This is a genomic window from Ornithinibacillus liuyingii, assembly GCF_055550225.1.
In genome coordinates this window covers 72,118-90,866 of the sequence record NZ_JBPWOS010000012.1, presented here as the reverse complement: position 1 = coordinate 90,866, position 18,749 = coordinate 72,118, and the positions used below count along the sequence as shown (strand labels likewise).

Annotated in this window: 22 protein-coding genes and 1 riboswitch; of the genes, 7 read left to right on the top strand and 15 right to left on the bottom strand. The window is 36.5% G+C overall.

Annotated elements, in window-relative coordinates; translation table 11 throughout:
• Positions 1–266: 266 nt before the first annotated feature.
• Entirely contained in the window at positions 267–1,256 is a 990-nt protein-coding gene (locus ACSKT4_RS15955) for an NAD(P)/FAD-dependent oxidoreductase (protein WP_186870916.1), read from the top strand.
• Between the two features lie 610 nt (positions 1,257–1,866).
• Here ACSKT4_RS15955 and ACSKT4_RS15950 read toward each other — a convergent pair.
• The 3 genes from ACSKT4_RS15950 to ACSKT4_RS15940 form a co-directional block, all read right to left on the bottom strand.
• A complete protein-coding gene (locus ACSKT4_RS15950) occupies positions 1,867–2,223 on the bottom strand; it encodes a HesB/IscA family protein (RefSeq protein WP_186870917.1) in 357 nt (118 codons plus the stop codon).
• Positions 2,224–2,300: 77 nt separating this feature from the next.
• On the bottom strand, positions 2,301–3,155 hold the full coding sequence (gene dapF, locus ACSKT4_RS15945; protein ID WP_186870918.1) for a diaminopimelate epimerase: 855 nt from the start codon (positions 3,153–3,155) through the stop codon (positions 2,301–2,303).
• Between the two features lie 10 nt (positions 3,156–3,165).
• Positions 3,166–3,504 (bottom strand): YuzD family protein, encoded by a 339-nt coding sequence (locus tag ACSKT4_RS15940; protein WP_186870919.1) that lies wholly within the window; start codon positions 3,502–3,504, stop codon positions 3,166–3,168.
• 296 nt (positions 3,505–3,800) lie between these two features.
• On the opposite strand from ACSKT4_RS15940, the gene ACSKT4_RS15935 reads away from it, so the two are divergent.
• A complete protein-coding gene (locus ACSKT4_RS15935; protein ID WP_010095023.1) occupies positions 3,801–4,025 on the top strand; it encodes a NifU family protein in 225 nt (74 codons plus the stop codon).
• Positions 4,026–4,156: 131 nt separating this feature from the next.
• Here ACSKT4_RS15935 and ACSKT4_RS15930 read toward each other — a convergent pair whose 3' ends face one another.
• Complete coding sequence (locus tag ACSKT4_RS15930; protein ID WP_186870920.1) at positions 4,157–5,134, bottom strand: protein kinase family protein; 978 nt, start codon at positions 5,132–5,134, stop codon at positions 4,157–4,159.
• 84 nt (positions 5,135–5,218) lie between these two features.
• On the opposite strand from ACSKT4_RS15930, the gene ACSKT4_RS15925 reads away from it, so the two are divergent.
• Positions 5,219–5,719 (top strand): phosphatidylglycerophosphatase A family protein, encoded by a 501-nt coding sequence (locus ACSKT4_RS15925; RefSeq protein ID WP_186870921.1) that lies wholly within the window; start codon positions 5,219–5,221, stop codon positions 5,717–5,719.
• Positions 5,720–5,994: 275 nt separating this feature from the next.
• Here the strand turns inward: ACSKT4_RS15925 and ACSKT4_RS15920 are convergent, their stop codons facing one another.
• Together ACSKT4_RS15920 and hepT are read right to left on the bottom strand one after the other, a co-directional pair.
• Positions 5,995–6,762, bottom strand: coding sequence for a TIGR01457 family HAD-type hydrolase (locus ACSKT4_RS15920; RefSeq protein WP_186870922.1), 768 nt, complete (start codon positions 6,760–6,762; stop codon positions 5,995–5,997).
• An 11-nt stretch (positions 6,763–6,773) separates the two neighbouring features.
• Entirely contained in the window at positions 6,774–7,211 is a 438-nt protein-coding gene (gene hepT / locus ACSKT4_RS15915) for a type VII toxin-antitoxin system HepT family RNase toxin (protein ID WP_186870923.1), read from the bottom strand.
• 158 nt (positions 7,212–7,369) lie between these two features.
• Between hepT and ACSKT4_RS15910 the strand changes: the two genes are divergently transcribed.
• Complete coding sequence (locus tag ACSKT4_RS15910) at positions 7,370–7,651, top strand: hypothetical protein (RefSeq protein WP_186870924.1); 282 nt, start codon at positions 7,370–7,372, stop codon at positions 7,649–7,651.
• A gap of 67 nt (positions 7,652–7,718) precedes the next feature.
• Here ACSKT4_RS15910 and ACSKT4_RS15905 read toward each other — a convergent pair whose 3' ends face one another.
• Entirely contained in the window at positions 7,719–7,991 is a 273-nt protein-coding gene (locus ACSKT4_RS15905; RefSeq protein WP_186870925.1) for a YutD family protein, read from the bottom strand.
• Between the two features lie 139 nt (positions 7,992–8,130).
• On the opposite strand from ACSKT4_RS15905, the gene ACSKT4_RS15900 reads away from it, so the two are divergent.
• Positions 8,131–8,700 (top strand): YhcN/YlaJ family sporulation lipoprotein, encoded by a 570-nt coding sequence (locus ACSKT4_RS15900; RefSeq protein ID WP_186870926.1) that lies wholly within the window; start codon positions 8,131–8,133, stop codon positions 8,698–8,700.
• 42 nt (positions 8,701–8,742) lie between these two features.
• On the top strand, positions 8,743–9,711 hold the full coding sequence (locus ACSKT4_RS15895) for a M23 family metallopeptidase (protein WP_186870927.1): 969 nt from the start codon (positions 8,743–8,745) through the stop codon (positions 9,709–9,711).
• Between the two features lie 206 nt (positions 9,712–9,917).
• Here ACSKT4_RS15895 and ACSKT4_RS15890 read toward each other — a convergent pair whose 3' ends face one another.
• A complete protein-coding gene (locus tag ACSKT4_RS15890; RefSeq protein ID WP_186870928.1) occupies positions 9,918–10,019 on the bottom strand; it encodes a MetS family NSS transporter small subunit in 102 nt (33 codons plus the stop codon).
• Position 10,020: 1 nt separating this feature from the next.
• On the bottom strand, positions 10,021–11,553 hold the full coding sequence (locus ACSKT4_RS15885) for a sodium-dependent transporter (RefSeq protein ID WP_186870929.1): 1,533 nt from the start codon (positions 11,551–11,553) through the stop codon (positions 10,021–10,023).
• A gap of 196 nt (positions 11,554–11,749) precedes the next feature.
• Here ACSKT4_RS15885 and ACSKT4_RS15880 point away from each other — a divergent pair, with 196 nt between their 5' ends.
• A complete protein-coding gene (locus ACSKT4_RS15880) occupies positions 11,750–11,902 on the top strand; it encodes a hypothetical protein (RefSeq protein ID WP_186870930.1) in 153 nt (50 codons plus the stop codon).
• 230 nt (positions 11,903–12,132) lie between these two features.
• Here the strand turns inward: ACSKT4_RS15880 and ACSKT4_RS15875 are convergent, their stop codons facing one another.
• The 6 genes from ACSKT4_RS15875 to ACSKT4_RS15850 form a co-directional block, all read right to left on the bottom strand.
• The gene (locus ACSKT4_RS15875) at positions 12,133–13,668 is read right to left on the bottom strand and encodes a Na+/H+ antiporter NhaC family protein (RefSeq protein ID WP_186870931.1); all 1,536 of its coding nucleotides are present in this window, start codon (positions 13,666–13,668) and stop codon (positions 12,133–12,135) included.
• A gap of 137 nt (positions 13,669–13,805) precedes the next feature.
• A riboswitch (Lysine riboswitch) is annotated at positions 13,806–13,981 on the bottom strand.
• A gap of 47 nt (positions 13,982–14,028) precedes the next feature.
• The gene (yunB, locus tag ACSKT4_RS15870; RefSeq protein ID WP_186870932.1) at positions 14,029–14,808 is read right to left on the bottom strand and encodes a sporulation protein YunB; all 780 of its coding nucleotides are present in this window, start codon (positions 14,806–14,808) and stop codon (positions 14,029–14,031) included.
• A 57-nt stretch (positions 14,809–14,865) separates the two neighbouring features.
• On the bottom strand, positions 14,866–15,948 hold the full coding sequence (locus tag ACSKT4_RS15865) for an HD-GYP domain-containing protein (RefSeq protein WP_186870933.1): 1,083 nt from the start codon (positions 15,946–15,948) through the stop codon (positions 14,866–14,868).
• A 161-nt stretch (positions 15,949–16,109) separates the two neighbouring features.
• Entirely contained in the window at positions 16,110–16,415 is a 306-nt protein-coding gene (locus tag ACSKT4_RS15860) for a YunC family protein (RefSeq protein ID WP_186870934.1), read from the bottom strand.
• Between the two features lie 103 nt (positions 16,416–16,518).
• Complete coding sequence (locus ACSKT4_RS15855; protein WP_186870935.1) at positions 16,519–17,910, bottom strand: bifunctional metallophosphatase/5'-nucleotidase; 1,392 nt, start codon at positions 17,908–17,910, stop codon at positions 16,519–16,521.
• An 11-nt stretch (positions 17,911–17,921) separates the two neighbouring features.
• Positions 17,922–18,740, bottom strand: coding sequence for a sulfite exporter TauE/SafE family protein (locus ACSKT4_RS15850; RefSeq protein ID WP_186870936.1), 819 nt, complete (start codon positions 18,738–18,740; stop codon positions 17,922–17,924).
• Between the last annotated feature and the right edge of the window lie 9 nt (positions 18,741–18,749).

Genomic DNA, 18,749 nt, shown 5'->3' with positions numbered 1-18,749 from the left:
TCATCACATCCAATTTTATTATTTATCTATTACTTTTGTATGTGACAAATTTCACTTAATAGAATAATAACAGATGAGAACAGTAATTATAGTGGGTTGTCACATAAACGTAATATATTGTCCACCCTATATAATAGACCTTTTCCTAATAATTTTCAAGCCTTATTTTTATTTGCTAATCTTTACTAAAAGAAGTCAGTTCAATTACAAGTACAGTAAATTTGTGTTACTATATTATTGGTATTTTCCAAAAAGGAGGTTATGGGATGTCTGACAAAGTATTTGATGTTACCATTATCGGCGCAGGCCCAGCAGGTTTATTTACAGCTTTTTATGGTGGGATGCGTCAAGCAAGTGTAAAGATTATTGAAAGTTTACCCCATACTGGTGGGCAGTTAACTGCACTATATCCAGAGAAATATATATATGATATCGCTGGTTTCCCTAAGGTTCGTGCTCAAGAACTAGTGGATAATTTAGAGAAACAAGCACAGATGTTTGACCCTACCATCGTACTTGGTCAATCGATTGAAACAGTGGAGCGGCTTGAGGATGAATCGTTCAAGCTAACTTCCAACACGGGTGAAATTCACTATACGAAAACAATCATCATAACAGCAGGGAATGGTGCGTTCCAACCACGTCGTTTGAATATAAATAATTCCGAGGATTATGAAGGAATCAATTTACACTACTATGTAAAAGACATGAATCGCTTCAAAGATAAGAAAGTCGCTATTCTTGGCGGCGGGGACTCCGCTGTAGACTGGGCATTAATGCTTGAACCAATAGCCGAAAAAGTATCGTTAGTCCATCGCCGCAACGAGTTTAGAGCACATGAACATAGTGTAGAGCAATTGAAAAGCGGAAACGTAGACATACTAACGCCATTTGCTCCAACTAATATTAATACTTCTGATAAAATTGAAGCAATCCTTTTAGAAGAAGTAAAAGGTGATCGTCAAATCGAACTTGAAGTGGATGATGTCATTTGTAATTATGGTTTCATTTCAACGTTAGGACCGATTAAAGATTGGGGCCTTAAAATTGAAAAAAATAGTATCGTCGTTAACACCAAAATGGAAACCAATATCCCAGGTATTTATGCAGCAGGCGATATTTGTACATACCCTGGAAAAATCAAATTAATTGCAACTGGATTCGGTGAAGGTCCAACTGCAATTAACAACGCAAAACAATATATTGATCCAAAAGCAAGGGTACAGCCAAAGCATTCAACAAGTATGTTTGAATAACGTACTAATTTTTTGTAATAAATAAGAAAAGCATGGAAAGGACTTTTGACCTTTTCATGCTTTTTACTGTACCATTTTTAGCTTTTTATTACCCAACCTTCTAGATATAACAATTGGAAGATTATATAACTTAGAACAACCGTTACTCTAACTAGAACGGTTATTCAAGATTCTATTAGTAATTTATGTGATGTAAACCCTAATCGTCGTCACATAATAACAACCCCTCCATCTATTAAATTTCCAGCTCCAACAAATGGCGGTTTATTTAGGGTAAGCCAGCCTAGAGCTACGTTCAACTCTATATTATGGATGTAAACCAGCCCTTAGCGAATGGTAAGGGCTTTTATAATTCGAGTAACTTATCATAAAACCTTCTGTCTCCTCCATCGAATAATAACCAATTAGATAAAATATGTTCAGCACCATACGTGCTCCCTAAACATTATGTATTAACTTGTTATCGTTCTATGGTTATAGAATATTACAATCAAAGATAAAAAGCCTGATTGGTAAAACTCTATACCAATTAGGCTGTCTAAAACTTTTATCGAATAAAATAGGTTAAACATTGTTATATGTTATTTTCCAGTTAAGCTTAATGGTTTTTCTAACATTTCTCAGGAGCGCCTACTGTTTCCTTCGTGCGGAAAGAGGATCCACAGCCACAAGAAAGAATCGCATTTGGATTATCAATGCTAAACCCGCCACCCATCATATTCTGCTTATAATCGATAGTTGTCCCTTCTATAATAGGAATATCTAGTTTCGATATCACAACTGGAATACCATTTATTTCTTCCACAAGATCTAACTCATCATTAAGTTCCTGATCAAAACCGAGTGAATAAGATAATCCGCTGCAGCCGCCACCCTTTACACCAAAGCGAAGACGTACATTGCCTGTTTCACTTTTCATCATTTCTTTAATTTGGAGACTTGCACTATCTGTTAGCGTTAAAACCATCTTTATTCCTCCTATCAAAATCCATGTATCAAGTATACCTACTTGTTTAGCTAGTTTTCAAATAATAAGATTAACCATTAACGATAATGGTAAACACCCGAAGCTATAATATCTGCTCCTCCATTCATCCAAACATCATCATTCTCATCCCAAGTAATAAATAAATCTCCTCCGTCCAGGTGTACGGTTATGGTCTTATGTTTAGGAATCAGCTGATTTAGAGTTGCAGCCACTACAGCCGCACACGCTCCCGTACCACAAGCCTGTGTGACCCCTGAGCCTCTTTCCCAAACTCGAAAATTCAATTCTGATTCATTTAGTACTTCAACAAATTCTACATTTACCCCTTCTGGAAAACGCGGATCTTTTTCGATTGTTTCTCCTAGCTCATATAAGGGAGCTTTGTTAATATCCTCAACCATAAACACCGCATGGGGATTCCCCATAGAAACTGCTGTAACCTTTAATTCCTCTCCAGCGACAATAAAGGTCTCATTTACTACCTTTTCCCGCTCCTTGCCTGCCATCGGAATCAAAGAACGTCTCAAAATAGGCTTACCCATATTAATCGTAACCTCTTCTACTTCATCCCCCATCAGCTTAACTTCTGCTTCCACATTTCCAGCTCTTGTTTCAATTTGAAAACTAGTATCCTGAACAAGCCCAGCTTCAAATGCATATTTTGCTGTACATCGTAATCCATTGCCACAGCTCATCCCTTCAGAGCCATCCTTATTAAAAATGCGCATCCCTATTGGCGCAACATTACTGGGGTGAATCAAGATCAAGCCATCAGAACCAATCCCTGTATTAACATTCGAAACTTTTTGGGCAATATCAGATAATCGCTCTTCTGCTATTTCAAATTTAAATAAATCTAGATAAATGTAATTATTACCTAATCCATGCATTTTAATATATGGTATTTCCATCGGTAAGCCCTCATTTCATTTCGTCTAGCATTTTCACGTGGCATTGATCCAATGCTTCATAAATTGTTTTCAGTCTTGGGATACCTTCTGCTACCATCTGATTGTTCACGAAAACAATCGGATAGAATAAATCTTCCTCCAAAATCCGTTCAACAAATTGTTGATGTTTCTCATCCTCCTGTGGAGAATTTATATCGACATATTCATAGCGAATTTGATCCGCTTCATATTTTCTTGTAATTGCTGCTTGCAACCATTCATATGTGTCTTTAGAGCCCGGAGCACCAACACAACTAGCACATATCTGTTCTGCTCCATATACGGTAATTACTACATTGTTCTTATCCAATAGTTCCTCCCCTTCCCCAAGTTACATAGTTTCTTTTATTTTACAAAACCTTACTATAAAGATAAAATAATAATAACTAATATATGTAATTTGTAACGTTTAGAGAAAGAACCTTCTTGTTTTTTGACACAAAATACAGGAAACTTTGTCTGGTGGAAGTCAGCGGATAATAGCATTCCATAGCGTGTCTACTTTGAGGAGAACATTAGATTCTCCGATACATTCGCTCTATAAAAAAAATAGATTTTTTGTCTAAACAGCTATATAATGAAGGATAGGAAAGGAGAAGATGGATAATGCGTGAACAAGTTCAAGAAGTATTAAACAAATTGCGCCCATTCTTACTACGTGACGGTGGAGATGTGGAATTAATTGATGTTGATGATGATGGCATTGTACTTCTTCGTCTCATGGGTGCATGTGGCAACTGCCCAAGCTCAACCATTACATTAAAAGCAGGTATCGAGCGTGCATTAATGGCTGAAGTACCAGGTGTAAAGGAAATCGAACAAGTATTTTAAATATATCTTTAAAGCAGACAACATAGGTTGCCTGCTTTTTTATTGCTAGAGGCTAATTACCAGTGATTTCTCTCTAATCTCTGATATTAACAAACGTAGCGAAGCTCATTAGATACCTCTTCTCAAGATTTCTATGGATTTAACCATTTTATAACAGGCAACTCATACTTTCTATAATCAAAATTCAAATACTCAAAAAGCCTCGCTAATCGTTTTTCATATTGTGCTTGTTTCTTTATCAATCTCTTTAATTCTATATAATACCGCTCGTAATCTTCTCCCTTAAAGCTCGCTTCGACAAAATCATATAAATGAATGGGGTAAACCAGTCTTGCATATAATAATCTCCAACTAAAAATAGATAATGCTCGATTCTCTTGATAATCCGTGATAAAGGTAAGAATTTCTTCCTCATTAAAGTCATTCTCCATCAATTTATAACGAATATATTCAGCTAAATCTCGTGTTGGATGATCATACACTAATTCGTCCGTCCAAATTACTGGTTGAGCCAAATGATCCTTGTATCTGCGAAATGCAAATACTCCTTGATCACCTTGATGAAACCGTTTATCACTTTCACTCTCCTGTAAGTATTGAATAGCATTCTCACTTATTCCAATTATATAAGGAAAGACATCCACTAATAAGCGATAATATTTATTATGCATAGAATCTGCATCTTGCTTAATTTTCTGTTCATAGGCTGTTAATTTTTTGATCCATAATTCCTTCCATTGGCCATAACTAGAAATTTCTTGTGGTTCATAACTGTATGTAGCCGTTTGGTTATGAAACTCCGCTAATAACGTTCCAGGTGATTTCACAATTTTCTCTTGGACTGCTGGTACTCGTAGCACCAAATATGGATGATGATCTTTTTCAACAAACCAGCTTTTTCCCATTGTTGGTATTGGAACTGCTGTATGATTATAACCAATTTCGGAAAGATAATAGGCAAGTGCTGCTTGCTCTAAATGAATCATTTCCTTGTTTCTTGCGGAAATGATAAAATAAAAGTAATCATGATCCCTAAATCCTTCTCTACCATTAATTATTACTTGTTCTGTTGTATGAACATTATAATTAACTAACAATATTTCTTTCATCAAGATTCCCTCCCACACACCATTACTATAAATGTATGAGAAACTTAGCTAATCTTAACCATTAAAAGGAGAATCAGTACTATCATGGATAAAAAAATTAACCAAAGCGTGCTTGAACAAAAAGCTAGAGAGTTATTAAAAGAAAGAGGTGTTACATTAAAAGACATTGCTGAGCTAGTGTATTATTTACAGTCAAAATATCATGAAGACTTAAGTATGGAGGATTGTCTATATAATGTAGATCGTGTATTAGAAAAACGAGAGGTACAAAATGCCATCCTTACCGGTATTCAACTCGATAAGCTTGCTGAGCAGAAGATGTTAGAAGAACCACTGCAGACAACAATCGAAATTGATGAAGGATTATATGGAGTAGATGAAATAATAGCATTTTCCATTGTTAATGTTTATGGTTCAATCGGTTTTACGAATTACGGTTTTATCGATAAACAAAAGCCTGGAATCTTACAAAAACTTAATGACAAATCTACCGGTGAATGTCATACCTTTCTTGATGATATAGTTGGAGCGATAGCAGCTGCTGCTTCCAGTAGACTAGCCCACGCTGCAGAGGATGCTAAGTAATCGTTCATTTCGGAAATATGCCCAACCGCTAGCGGTAAAAAACATCTGCGGGGCCTTCCGCGAAGCTTTCAAATTATAAACTGAGTACATTAATCGTTATTTGGTTCAACCTTACTAGAGGAAAGCGACTGGAACAAATGAATTTATATTAAAGGAAAAACCGAATGATGAGCTAGTATCGTGTATCATTCGGTTTTTCCTTTAATTCTTTTAGTTATGTTCCAGCCTCGTATAATTCTAGACAGAAACGATACACTCTACACCCTTTTCCTCTATCATTTAAACCATTCACTTAAATCTCGGATAAAGTAAGTAGGCTTAACGGGTAAAGATTCATACGCTTCAAATGGTGTAACTCCAGTAAATACCATCAATGTATCAATTCCAGAATTAATGCCAGCCTTGATATCTGTATTGTAATTATCGCCAACCAAAATCGTATTTTTCTGCGTTGTTCCAAGAACCTCTAATGCCTGTTCCACAATAATTGTCTCTGGTTTACCAATAAATTGCGGTTCTACACCTGTACTAACCGACACGACAGAGGTAAGTGCACCATTTCCTGGCATGAGACCCCGTTCTGTTGGTAAGGCATTATCACTATTAGTAGATATAAAGGCCGCACCATTACGAACTGCAAGTGACGCTTTCGCTAACTTTTCATAGCTTATATTGCGATCTATCCCCATAACGACTACATCGCAATCACTATCATCTATTACAGTTAGCCCTTCCCGTTCTATCGCATCAAATAACCCTACCTCGCCAATACAATAACAACGCCCATTGGGATAATGTTGTTTAATGTATTTAGCAGTAGCCATACTGGTGGTAAATACATTATCTTGATTTGATTCAATCCCAAGCTGATTTAATTTTTCCGATACTTGAGCCTGGGTTTTGGATGAGTTATTTGTTAAAAATAAATAATCGATGTTCCGTTTGTTTAACTCTTGTATAAATGCTGGTGCCTCATCAATTACTTCATTTCCACGATACATTGTTCCGTCTAGATCAATTAAATAGCCTTGATAATCCTTCACTACAATTCTCCTTACTCTTTCGTAAATGCATTTGCCACGTCAAGTTCATTTTTTAAATAGTCGCGAATTCTGGCGGTGAATTGGTTAAGAACTGCAAGGTTAGTTGAGATGACCTCATTTAATTCCTCATGATTCACATGTAAATAATCTTTAACCAAGGTTTTCCTTAGTTCAATTACCGCTTTATAGGCACTGCTTTCTGATTGGGGAATTACTTTTTCATCCTCTAAAATATCAATAATATCCTCATAACTACCTGGATCTCGCATAATAAACCCATCTATCATCATATTTCCAACATCAATAATAGACTCGATTAATAATTGAACTAACCTTTCTAGTGCGAGTTTTTCCTGATAAGAATCGACCTTCAGTTCTTTATATTCAATCAAAAGATGCTCAATAAATTGTAAAGTATCCTCTACTTTTTTTCTATCTACAAAATACATTATACGACCCTCCAGCTTTGGTTTACCTATATATCATAGCATAAATTTTAAACGCTTATGTCTTTAATACTACCGCAAAATAGTGAAGAAACCAACAAATGGAAAAGTAATTTTTAAGTCCACGGAAATGATATAAAAAAGAAAGGGTTGAGAGGATAATGGGTAAAAAAGATAAAAAACAATTCTCTGATTTTTCTAATGTACGGGACCAAAAAAATTATCTAATACCAGAGGAATTTCCAGAAGGAGCATTTGGTTCCACCGTCAACAAGGATGAAGTAATCCATAGTAAATCAACACCGTGGGAGAATGGGCAGCGAAGATTAAGTGCATTTGTATATCCATATAAACAGTTACACGAAGATCTTCCTAGGCAAATAGAAGGATCACACCCTATTCATGATCACCCTGACGATGTCAATCCTGAACAAGAGGAGTGATCCTTTTCCTTATGGACAGGCCATTTATTTCTATCCATTAGTATAGTAAAATGGCCTGTCCTATGTATTAATCCTTTTTCTGAAGGACAAAGTATGCACAGCCGAAGTTACAGTATTCATATAGGTAATCGTCTAACGCACTGATTTTAGAGTCCTCGGAAGCCTTTGAATTATGGTTATGATAAAAACCTTTTAAGCGGAGTTGATCATAACCCCAATCTCCAACAATAAAATCATACTTTTTCAAGATGTCAGAATACCGATCTTCTAGTGCTTTTTGTTGAAATCCATCTTTTACATTTTCAATTAACTCGTAATTTTTTCCAAATAGTTCGATCAAGTAAACTCACCCCTCATGCATTGTATATAGTTTACCATACTTTTACTAGTTACATCTATTCTGTTTTTTATTGCATGAATTCTTATATTTACAACAAACTATGATTAGTTCTACTTGTAACGAATAGGAGGTATTAGACATGTTACGTTTATTAAGCATCTTAGCACTAGGAATTATCCTAACGGCTTGTGCACATACGGATAACTCTTCTGGTGAACGAGAGCAAATGTTAGATGAATTAGATCCCAACAGGGAAAACAAAACCCAAAACACGTCAAATGCTAATGATAAATTAGGCTATGTTAATTATACTAGGGATCAATTGAATATGGATACTGAAGAAGACCATATTGCAACGATTAATCGTGCACAAATGGCTGATATGATAGCCAGATTTATTCTTAGAAATGAAGCATTTAACCGAGTAGCTACTTTAGTAACAGATGAAGAGGTATTAATTGCATATGATCATGACGAAGGAATGGACCGAGCAATCGCAGCTGATATCGCGAGTAAAACAGCTATATCTATTCTTCCTGGTTTCTATGATGTGTATGTGTCTGATAATCAGGCACTAATCCAAGATATCCAAAGCCTGCATAATTCTTCTACGCAGAATAAAAACTATGATAACACCATTGATCAAATTATTACACAAATGGAAAAGTCACCACAAGGGAGACAAGATAGTGAGGAGACAACGGACTAACTAATCGTTAGTCCAATTCCTGTTCCAAAAAGAGGTGAAGAAATGAAAAATAAAACATACTATCCTGTCTTACTACTTTTTACTATCCTTTGTATTCTTCCAGCATCTGTTTTGGCTGATGAAAAAAAAGAGGAAACCATCTATGACCAGCGATTGGCTTTATATAAAAAAACTGAAACCATTACAGAAATACCATGGTATTTTATTGCTGCTGTAGACCAATATGAAAGGCAAATACACAAGGATATTGAGGAAGACCAAGTAATCTCTATAAGAATACCTGATGAAATATGGTATGGAGCTGGGAATAATTCCACGGACATCAATACCATTCAATTATTTCAGGGAATTGGTAAGGATGGAAATGGAGATCATAAGGCTGACCCTACTAATGGCGAAGATGTTCTATATACAATGGCTTCCTATATTAAAAAATATGGTTATACAGAAGAGGATTTTAAAATTGCCTTATGGAATTATTATAATAGAGATTTAACGGTACAAACGATTAAGAATACAGCCAAAGTATTCAAAAAGTTTAATGGTATCCATCTTACTGACCGAGATTTTCCCGTTGCCACTAATTATAATTACAGTTACCGGAATACATGGGGAGATCGCAGAGGGTTTGGTGGAAATCGAATACATGAAGGTACAGATATATTCGCTGACTATGGAACACCTGTCCATTCCACTACGTATGGTGTTGTAGAGTTGAAGGGATGGAATTTATATGGTGGATGGAGAATTGGCATCCGAGATATTTTTAATATCTATCATTATTATGCCCATTTAAGCGGATATGAAGAAGAGCTTAAAGTTGGACAGATTGTTAAGCCTGGTGATGTAATAGGAAGCGTTGGATCAACAGGGTATGGACCTCCTGGCACATCTGGAAAATTCCCACCGCATTTGCATTATGGAATGTACAAAGATAATGGATATAGTGAGTGGTCCTTTGATCCTTATCCATATTTACGAAAATGGGAAAGAATGGCAAAGAATAAATAATAGTTAAAAAGTCCAAGGTAACCATTTCTAAACAACTAACTGGCAGTATGAAAAAGGAAGAGGCTGGGACAAAAGAATTTATCTTAAAGGAAAAACCAAATGATGAGCAATGTCCACGCTCCGGAGCTAGTATTGTATATCATTAGGTTTTACATTTAATTCTTTTAAGTTATGTCCCAGCCTTTTCCCTAAACACTTATTTCACATTATTTTGCTTGCTTCGCTGTTTTTACTGCCCACCAAATACTCGTTGCTAAACCTCCCCAAACAATGACAATAGATAGTATCATAAAAATAATCCAACTCATCTTATTGTGCCTCCTTTTTGAGAGATTCTTCTTCTACTGAGGGCTTTTTCCACTTCGTTATGGCCAGTATAATACCAATTACTAATGCCCCAATTGCTACGGCCCAACCACCCCAAAGGATGAATGCATTGGAATAACCTTCATAGTTGCCGGTAGGAGTATCGAATTCTCTTAATAAATTCTGCTTTAATAACCTAACCATCATAAAACCTAATACTAATGGTGTAATAATAGTTAGACTTATCGTCCACCAAGAGCCCAGCTTTATGTCAGAAATATCGTTTGCATGTTCTTTTATGCCTTTCAGTTGTCTTAGGATCCATGCAATTAACACCACTTCTACTAAACCAATTAAGGCAACACCAAATTGATTAATAAAGTAATCTGCAGCGTCTAGGAAATATAGCCCACCTTGTGTAGCAAATAGAAGAGAAATCAGTGCTGCTAATCCACCACCAAATGCCACTGCTTTCGTTCTCGATATTTTAAATTTATCAACTAATCCAGCTACATAAGTTTCGGTAATGGAGATTAATGATGATAAACCTGCTAATACAAGTGATGCAAAGAATAAGAATCCAAAAAGCGAATTCAGTCCAGGGAATTGGTTGATAATTTCAGGAAATACAACAAACGCTAACCCAATTCCAGCCGTTACCACCTCATCCACTCCTACTCCTTGTTGTGCTGCCATAAATCCAAGTATTCCAAATACACCAATACCAGCAAGAATTTCAAAACTAGAGTTACCAAATCCTGTGATAAATGCATTATTGGTTATATCTGATTTCTTTGGTAAATAACTTGAATAGGTAATCATGATCGCAAAGGCTATCGATAAACTAAAGAATATTTGCCCGTAGGCCGCTACCCATACATCTGCACTCATAATCTTACTAAAATCTGGTGTAAAGAACGCTTCTAATCCATCTAAAGCACCAGGTAGAGTAATTGCCCGAATAACGATAATTAGAAAGATAACAATCAATGCTGGAATAAAAATACGGTTAGCAATTTCAATACCTTTTTTAACACCTTTAAAAAGAATTCCTAATGTGATTACCCAAACAAGTAGCAATGGAATTAATACACCAGGGACCATACTACCTATTTCACCAGGTTCAACCGTACGCTTTAGGTATTCTCCCATTAAGAATCCACCTGTATCCTCCCCCCAATTTAAATTGAAAGAGAATACTGAATAAGACATTGCCCAGGCAATAATAACAGAATAGTATGTGGAGATTACAAAGGCAACTAAGACAGCCCACCAACCAATAACTTCTGTTTTCTTATTCATTCTTCTAAACGATAATGGAGCAGATCCACGATGTTTATGGCCAATTGTGAATTCCATAATAAGGATTGGAATCCCAGCAGTTAATAACGCAAACAAGTAAGGAATTAAGAAAGCTCCTCCACCATTTTCATAGGCTACAGCAGGGAAACGCCAAATGTTTCCTAGACCAATAGCAGATCCAACTGCAGCCAAAATAAACCCAGCTCTTGTCCCCCATTGAGAACGTGTTTCCATTCAAAGACCTCCTCATGTTATTTTTTCTCATTACACTATGTAAAGTGTTAATAAGTCAGGTGAATAGCTATTCTTATCATTTCAGTTGTGTTAGTTTTCTGAAATTACTGAACTTGTCTGTATTATAACGGTACTTTTTACTTATGTCAAAGTATTTTTTAAATTTTTTGTTTATTGAAAATTTGGGAATTTATGGATGAAAAAAGAGTTTAACTCTACCGTAAATAACACTACAAGAGGCCGGGACAAAGAATTTATCTTAAAGGAAAAACCGAATGATGAGCAAGGACCCCGCTCCAGAAATATACTTGCGGTTGCTTCCAGTACAGGGGCGACATCTGCTCGATAGAAACATCACAGCGTCTACCTTGCCGCCGGGCGGCTGCCTTAGCCTCCTCGTGCTACTTCTTTAGAGGTCTCAACCTTGCCCTATCCTGCCGCAGGAGTCTACGTATATTTCCGGAGCTAGTATCGCGTATCATTCGGTTTTACATTTAATTCTTTTCGTTATGTCCCAGGATTATGTGTCATTATAAAAGATAGTGTTAAACTCTAGATTATTTCTCGATTACATTATAATTACTGCTTCTTATTAAGTGTATGAACGATTAATCCTATTAGAATAATGATAACAATCGTAGCTAATAGTCCTACTAAAAGACTACCTGTTACCCCAATTAAGATATAACCGATAATGGAAGCGACCGCTACAATACATGCATATGGTAGTTGCGTAATCACGTGATCAATATGATTAGCGCCTGCTCCAGTTGAAGAAAGAACCGTTGTATCCGATATTGGTGAAACATGATCTCCAAATACTGCCCCAGCCAGCACTGCAGCTAATGATGGGATAATTAACTCCGTATCTGCAATGGCCATGACATTAGCGGCGATTGGCAGCATAATTCCGAATGTTCCCCAAGAAGTACCAGTGGACAACGCCATCAGACCTGAAATAACAAAGAAAATGACTGGTAAAATACTAGGACTAATACTAGCATTTTCGGCTACAGTTGCTAGAAATTCACCTGTTTCTAAAGTTGAAATAATCGAACCAATCATCCACGCTAATAATAGAATATAGATAGCTGGAAGCATTGCTTTAATCCCTTCGACTAATACAATCCCCGTCTTCGCCTCTTGTTTTCCCTGACCTAGATATAATAGACATGCAACGAGTACTGCAGCAATTCCACCAATAAATAAGGAGAAGTTAACATTCGTATTCTCAAAAATAGAAAGTAATGTGACCGTATCACCACTTCCTCTTGCTCCAGTTATTATCATGGAGCTTATCGTCGTAACTAATAAAACAATGATCGGAATTAATAAATGATAGACACTTCCCTTTTCACTTGGCTTGAATGCATTCGTTAAATCTCCTGGAACAGTTTTACCTTTAGGAATAACTTCACCAGTTGTTATGGCATGATTTTCGTGCTTTTTCATGGGTCCAATATTTAAGTTAAAGAAGGCCGTTATAAAGACAAGTAATAATGCACCAATTGCATAAAGATTATATGGAATCATTCTTATGAAAGCCTCTAATGGCTGTAATCCTGTCATCACTACTAATCCACCAACAACACCAATTAGATAAGCTCCCCAGCTAGAAATCGGTGATATAACTGTGATGGGTGCTGAAGTTGAATCGATATAATATGCTAGTTTTGCTCGAGAAATATTATGTCTATCTGTTAAAGGTCTTGCAATCTGTCCTACAGCTAAGGCATTAAAATAATCATCGATAAATATAATAATACCTAAAATCGGAGCCATAAGCTGTGCGCCTCTTCGTGTCTTAATTCTAGCCATCATCCAATTACCAAAGGCTCTACTGCCTCCTGATGCTTGTAGTAAAGCAGTCATCATTCCTAATAAGAGTAAGAATCCTATTAACTGAAGACCACCAGTATTAAGTGCTCCATCCGAGATGACTATCCCATAAAAAGCACTCCAGATTTCCTTTATACTACCCCACACATGAAAATCGTGAATCAATAATGCTCCTACTGCAATTCCTACTCCTAATGATATTAGTACCTTTCTAGTTAATAAAACTAAAACAAGCATGATAATTGCGGGAATAAGAGAATAAATTGTTCCTTCCATATTACTACCTCCATTGATGTAATTAGTATGTGCTGTGTGACCATGGAGATACGCTTGACAAAATTTCTTTTTCTACACAAAAAAGCAATGATAGAAAATAACCTATCATTGCTTATGCATATACGTTATCCTCCATTTCGATCTGTAGTTCTCCATGCCCATTTCCAGCATGACAGTGTGCCTCTTATTCAAAGACACCCCAGCAATAATAAGTTCGACCCTTATTACGCTTCGGCAAACGAGCCTTTCATCAATAATCATCGTTGTCATTCTCCTATTGATTACTCATCTTGTTCGCACCTCTACCTCACCGATCTGATAAGGTTTATTATGAAATTATGAATATACTATACTATGATTTTATTCATCTTGCAAGTCTTCTTTCGGAACTGCGATAGATGGATTCCCACTTGTACCTCCAAAAAATTCTGGTACTTCTCCCATTACTAAGTTTTTGTCAATCAATATTCTAGTACTTACTTTTGTCACTTCCGTTGTAAATGGTATAACAATTTGGACATCTGCCTCTACCTGAACATAGAGTGAAACAAAGACATTATTAATCCCTAACTGTTCTTTTTCCTCTATTAATTCTGTCTCAACACTACCTACTAGCTCTAAGTTAACCGGTAACCTTGGACCTAGATTAGCTAAAATAGAATTCCCAGTTGCTTGGCCGATTGGTATTTCGATAACAGTTGGATCACGATCAACTAGTTCTTCCACCGTGTTCCCATACACGTCTGGTTCTCCAAGAGGGTCGCTATATTGGGGAGGAGTTCCTCGATTCATACTATGAAAAAACTCTTCCACACGGTCTGTTGCAGCTCGATTGATCTTATTAACAACAGAGGAATCCCAACCGACTATCGAAATATAACCAGCCTCATTTTTTTCTGTTATAGCCACATCTTCAAACGTATATTCTTCAGCAAACTTTACAGCTGAGTTAATTCCTCTAGTAGCAAATTCCCTTGTTTTTGTCTCTGCAACTTCCATGATGGTCGGGGTTATCTTCTTATCAATAAATTCTAAGCTAAAATACGTTATCACAATAACTAATATAAATGAAACCATTAATATATATCGCGATGGAGGTGTTGTTCTTCCACCTTTAAAACCGATTCGATGCCTTCTCATAAAAATACCTCCTCAGTACAAATCTATGCTTGTTCTAAGGAGGGTAGGACAAAAATTTTAGACCAGGTTACATTTGGTAATCATAACATTCAGTAGCTTCGATAAATCAATCGTGTAAGGTTCAACCTCTCGCTCCTCTTCTTTCAGAATTCTAATGACAGGTCGATCACAAATATGTTTGTTCTGATGAACAACAACACCTTGTCGTTTATCATTTAATTCAACTGAAATTCCATTAGGATAAACAGCTACACTGTTTTTGAAGGCCTCAATAATTCGAATATCGAATTGATTAATGGCACTACTGTATAGGAGCTCAAGCCCCTCATGAGGAAGCATGGCCTTTCGATATACTCGATTACTTGTAACTGCATCAAAGACATCTGCTGCACCAATAATTTGTGCAAACAAATGAATTTCATTGCCTTTTAATCCACGTGGATATCCACTACCATCTATTCTTTCATGGTGCTGGTATGCACAATGTGCCACAACAGCGGAATAATTATAATTCTTTCTTAATAGCTCATACCCTAGCGTAGTATGGGTTTTCATGATGGCAAACTCTTCATCTGTAAGTCGTTCTGGCTTTTGGACAATATCAGGATCAATGAACACCTTTCCAATATCGTGAAGCATTGCCCCTTTACCAAGTTCACTTAACTCTTTTGCATTTAACTTTAACTCAGCACCAATTGCTAAGGAATAGATAGTAACATTTAAAGAATGTTGGAAAACATAGTCATCCGTTAGATAAATATCCGTTAACAGTGTAATCGATTCATCATGACTATCTATTTCAGCCATTATTCTACCAATTATATCCGTTAGATTCTTCCCCTCTTCATCTAACACAGAGGAATTTTTGTTTAGTTTATGTGCTTGAATACTACCAAAAAGCCTTTTCATAGAAGATGTAGCATCCTGTCGAAGTCGTTCCGATATCACTGGCTCAATCACAATATCTTTTGTTCTTTCATCTTCAATATAAACATATGTTATTCCTTGTTCCCCTAACCGCTCAATAAGCCTCTTTGTAAGTGGGACTCCATTATGGAGTAAAATGGTACCATTATCACGATATATCGTTTGTCCCAGAATATCTCCTGGTTGAGCTGATGCTGTAGCGACTAATCTCATTCATGTACTCCTAACCAGCCTTTGGTAAAAGCGGCATTTTTCGACATTATTATAACCATATAGTATCAAATCTGCTTTGAAAAAGCTATCTTAAGAATGAACATCTGTCTGCGGTTTCCTAGATATTTTACTAAAAAAAAATGCCTCACAACGGAGACATTTTACGCTATTCGTTTTAAGGCTTCTTTTCCACTCATTCCTACTTTCCAGCCAAATTGCTCTTTTGAAGCTTCGGTAACTTTTTCAAGAGGAGCCTCTAATAAATCTTCAATGGTACGTACTCCTACTGCTCTTGCAGCAATCACTTGACGATCTTTTAATTTTTCACTTAATAAATCTACATCCAGTGCCCCACACATGATATACCCAATTTCATTGGTTATCATTAACAGATTTGTTTTAGGAAGTTCCACCTTAATTGCAGTGAACATAATGCCGTTTACTTCAAGAGGATTTATCGTAATCATCCATGACGCCTCCTTTGCATGCTCCATATATTACTATGCAAATAGGAGGTCATGTGTCACGACTTTAACCCCGGAGCATATGAGCCCAAACCCGGTTTAACTATCAAAAATGCTCCATAAGCGTGTCTCTTAGATAATCTCTCATAAACTTTGGTAGCATATAGGATTTCTTATCTGATTTCGCAACTTCAGGTAATAATCGACCAAATGTAAAGGTATCAGCTACTACCACACTAAAGTTACGTTCAATATCGACTGGTTCCTCTCCCATAAGCACTTGGACTACATATTCCTGTCCATTCTGATGAAAGGCCGTCTCAACCTCTATCCCTGAGAAAACCATTCTTCCTAATACTTTCCCCCGGAAACCAAACCCTTTTAAGGGAAACTCCATAAACTCTCTTGTAAGGGATGCTCGAACAACTTCAAGCAGCTCAGCACCAGTAAGTTCTACTATACAAGGATTAATGGGATGCGGGCATACTCGATGAATATCTCCAAGTGTTATTTCACCCTTTGGAAAACCTTCTAATAATAATCCAGTATTAAACATCGCACAATCGGCTTCCGTTATGTTCCTAATTTTATTCGTTAGAAGCTGCATAATTTCTGACTGCTGATACCAGTTAACCTCAATAGATTCTGTAAGTTCAACCACTTTTTCATCTAGAATCCGATCTGCTCGTGCTTGTAGATTATCTAATGTCTCTTTTGTAGCTTTATCAATAGAGAATTCCGAAATATCGGTTGTATGGGCTTGCTTGTTAATAAGCTTTTGCTGCTCATGATCCCAGGTCAACATTACCTCACCGATATAATGACAATGTTTCCCTGCTGCCGTAATTATTGCTTGATTAACCGCCTCACCAGTACGGAGCAGATGATGCGTATGGCCGCCCATGATGACATCAATATCCGGAAATCTTCTAGCGATTTCTTGATCCTCACTAATACCTAAGTGTGACAATAACACAATTATATCTGTCTTTTCTTTCAGCACATGAACCATAGTCTCTAACACGTCATATGGGTCAGAAACATGCCATCCTAATAACTCATAATAATCATTAAAAGGTGCCGTAAGCCCTATCACACCTATCCTCACACCGTGTAGGCTTTTTATAATTGCGGTGGATTGAAGCCAATCTGGTAATTGGTTTTGTAAACTCTCTAAATTAGCACAAACAACAGGAAAAGTTGCGTCATCATACAGATGAAACAACTCCTCATGCCCAAATGTTATCCCCTCATTGTTACCAATTGTTACCAAATCATAACCAAGATCATTTAATAATGATACATTTCCTTTCCCCAATAACGCTTCCGAAATCGGATGGACCCTATCCACATGATCTCCAATATCCACTAGCCAATATGATTCATTATTTCTTTCTCTTTTTGCTTTTGCTTCCTTCATAAAGGTTGCAACTCTAGGCCACTGTTCAAAATTACTATGTAAGTCATTTGTGTAATAGAAATATAAATTCTCTTGCATAAAAAATCTCCTTAACCTGTTAACCCATTTATAATCATGCGTATACCAATTAGCACTAATGTTATTCTTAAAATCCACTCCAATGTCTTACCTTTTAATATTTGGCTTACCTTAGCCCCCAGCTTGCCACCAATCCATGCTCCAGGGATGAAGAATAGTACATATTCCCAGACAATATGCCCGAGAGCAATATGTGTCGTAGCACCAATAATACTTACAAAAAAGATCATAAACATTGATGTAGCTGTTGCGATGTGTACTGGAAATCCGAATAGTAAAATCATCGCTGGGACCATAATCGATCCCCCACCTATTCCAAACAATCCAGACAATGTACCAACAATTAAAGAAAGGAAAAAAGCAAACCAAGTAGAAACAGTATAGTGATAAACCTTTCCATCAACATGAAATGTCCGTTGATTCTTGCCATTGGATACCGTTCTATTGTGTGGCTTTTGCTTTATAAAAAACAACATGGAAATCCCTATCACTAATACGCCAAAATACAATAAAAATGCTTCAGTCTCCATAAATTGATTCAGCCAAGATCCTAATATACTACCTGGAATACTTCCGAATAAGAAAAGTAATCCGGTTTTATAATCTACTCTACCATCTTTCAGATAAGCAAGTGTCGACGCTAAAGAAGTAAATATCATTGTGATTAAAGAAATACCAACTATTGCCTGTGGTGTTGCCCATTCAAATCCTGGTACAAACTGGTAAAGCAGGATGAGAATTGGGATTAATATTACACCACCACCAAGCCCAACTAGACTACCAACAAATGCTGTTAAAATGCCAACTATTATACAAATTAAAAATACCAAATTAAAAAC